Origin of the sequence: Rhodoferax sp. UBA5149, from assembly GCF_002413825.1 — a bacterium.
Classification (GTDB): Bacteria; Pseudomonadota; Gammaproteobacteria; order Burkholderiales; family Burkholderiaceae_C; genus Rhodoferax.
The window spans coordinates 4,028-5,632 of sequence record NZ_DHXT01000112.1; the positions used below are offsets into that span (position 1 = coordinate 4,028).

The window sequence follows — 1,605 nt, forward strand, 5'->3', positions numbered from 1 at the left end:
TTTTGCAGCGCCACGCGCTCGCGCTGCACCATGCGTTCACGTACACCATTGCCGGGCATGAAAACGAACACCACCAGCCCATGAATCAGCAAACCCAGGCCCCAGCCGAACGCCGGAAAAATAGCCCAGTAGCGACCGCTGAGGGCGGCCAGCGCGGCCAGCCCGAGGTTGATGGTGACGAACAGCAAGGCGTGGATGTACCAGCCCATTTTTCGGCGAGCACGCTGGTGGGCCAGGCGGTCTAGATCGTCGGTGAAGTGTGCAGTGGTTCTCATGGCGGGATCTTTCTGGTTGGGTTGCAGTGTCTGTACTTTGCGCGTCACTGTGATGCGTGGCGGCTAGCAGGCGCGCGTGATCACTGTTGCCACCAGTGGGGATGTGCCCTTGCCTCCTTGCCGCAACGCAAGGCGCCACAGGCGGACGGCGCGGGCGGCGAAGGTACCGCAGAACAGGCCGTAAAGCGCACCGATGATCAGCGTGTATTGGCCATCTTTCGCCAGGGCCGGTTGCATGGCGAGATCAACGCCGACGATGTATTTGGTCAGGAAGATGCCCAGGATCAGCGCCAGCGGCACCCAACTGCCCGGCACCTGGAAGCAGCGTGAGGCGGCGTCGTACTGGGTACCTGTCTGCGGCCCCTGCGGCGCGATGAATCCGAGCATCAGCGCCGCGCCGACGGCCCAGGCCAGCAGCACATAGGCAAACAGCGGCGAGCCAGCGAAGGCCGAGACCGTGCCCCACAGCGACAGGCCGGTCATAAGCACCGGCAACAGCGTCATGCGCGAGAGGCTCACGCGACGGGCACGCAGCTGGCTCAGGCCCAGTGCGAGCAGGGTCGCCAGCAGGCCCCAGACCCACGTCGGGGTGGCCTTGACGATGGGCGCCAGCATTTGCGGCTGTTGAGTAATGAGTTGGATCAGCATGGCGGGTTCTCCTGTGTGGGTGTGAGTTGCATGGTGCACCTTGCGGGGTTGAGCGATGTGCGAACTGTGCCGGGCTTGGGGCTGGCGCACCATGGGCATGCGACCGAATGCGTAAAACAGGACGTGAAATGCAGCCAGGAGGCGCCAGGCGCACCCGACCTGCAGGAGGCAGCGGGTGATAATCATGGGTCTTATAGCTGTGGAGGATCGGGCCGCACGCCGCGCGCTCCAGTCTGTCCCGAAAATTTCAGGAGTTGTTTTGGATATTGCATTGCTGATCAAGGCCGCCATCATGGGCGTCGTCGAGGGTTTGACGGAGTTTTTACCGATTTCAAGCACGGGTCATCTGATTCTGGCCGGCGCCCTGCTGGGCTTTGACGACGACAAAGCCAAGGTGTTTGACATCGCCATCCAGACCGGCGCCATTTTTGCCGTGATTTTGGTTTACTGGCAAAAAATTCGCGACACGGTGCTGGCCTTGCCTTCAAGCAAGCAGGCGCAGCGCTTCGCCCTGAACGTGTTCATTGCCTTCGTGCCGGCCGTCATTCTGGGCCTGCTGTTTGGCAAGGCCATCAAAGCGCATCTTTTTACGCCGGTGGTGGTGGCCAGCACGTTCATCCTGGGGGGATTCATCATTCTGTGGGCCGAGCGGCGCCAAGAAAACAACCCGGCGGTGACACGC

At 61.9% G+C, this 1,605-nt stretch carries 3 protein-coding genes; 1 reads left to right on the forward strand and 2 read right to left on the reverse strand.

Translation table 11 applies throughout. The annotated features are described in order from the left end of the window. Both B3V69_RS10175 and B3V69_RS10180 read right to left on the reverse strand, forming a co-directional pair. The coding region (locus B3V69_RS10175) for a 2TM domain-containing protein (protein WP_296446205.1) at window positions 1-275 on the reverse strand (275 nt) is incomplete at its 3' end. A 63-nt stretch (window positions 276-338) separates the two neighbouring features. Then, window positions 339-923, reverse strand: a complete 585-nt coding sequence (locus B3V69_RS10180; RefSeq protein ID WP_296446207.1) for a DUF6622 family protein — start codon at window positions 921-923, stop codon at window positions 339-341. Window positions 924-1,182: 259 nt separating this feature from the next. Here B3V69_RS10180 and B3V69_RS10185 point away from each other — a divergent pair. After that, window positions 1,183-1,605, forward strand: a 423-nt coding sequence (locus B3V69_RS10185) for an undecaprenyl-diphosphate phosphatase (RefSeq protein WP_296446209.1), incomplete at its 3' end; no start/stop codon positions are given.

Excerpts from the sequence above, each read along its gene's own strand:
- B3V69_RS10180 (WP_296446207.1), bottom strand. The coding sequence starts at position 923 with ATGCTGATCCAACTCATTACTCAACAGCCGCAAATGCTGGCGCCCATC.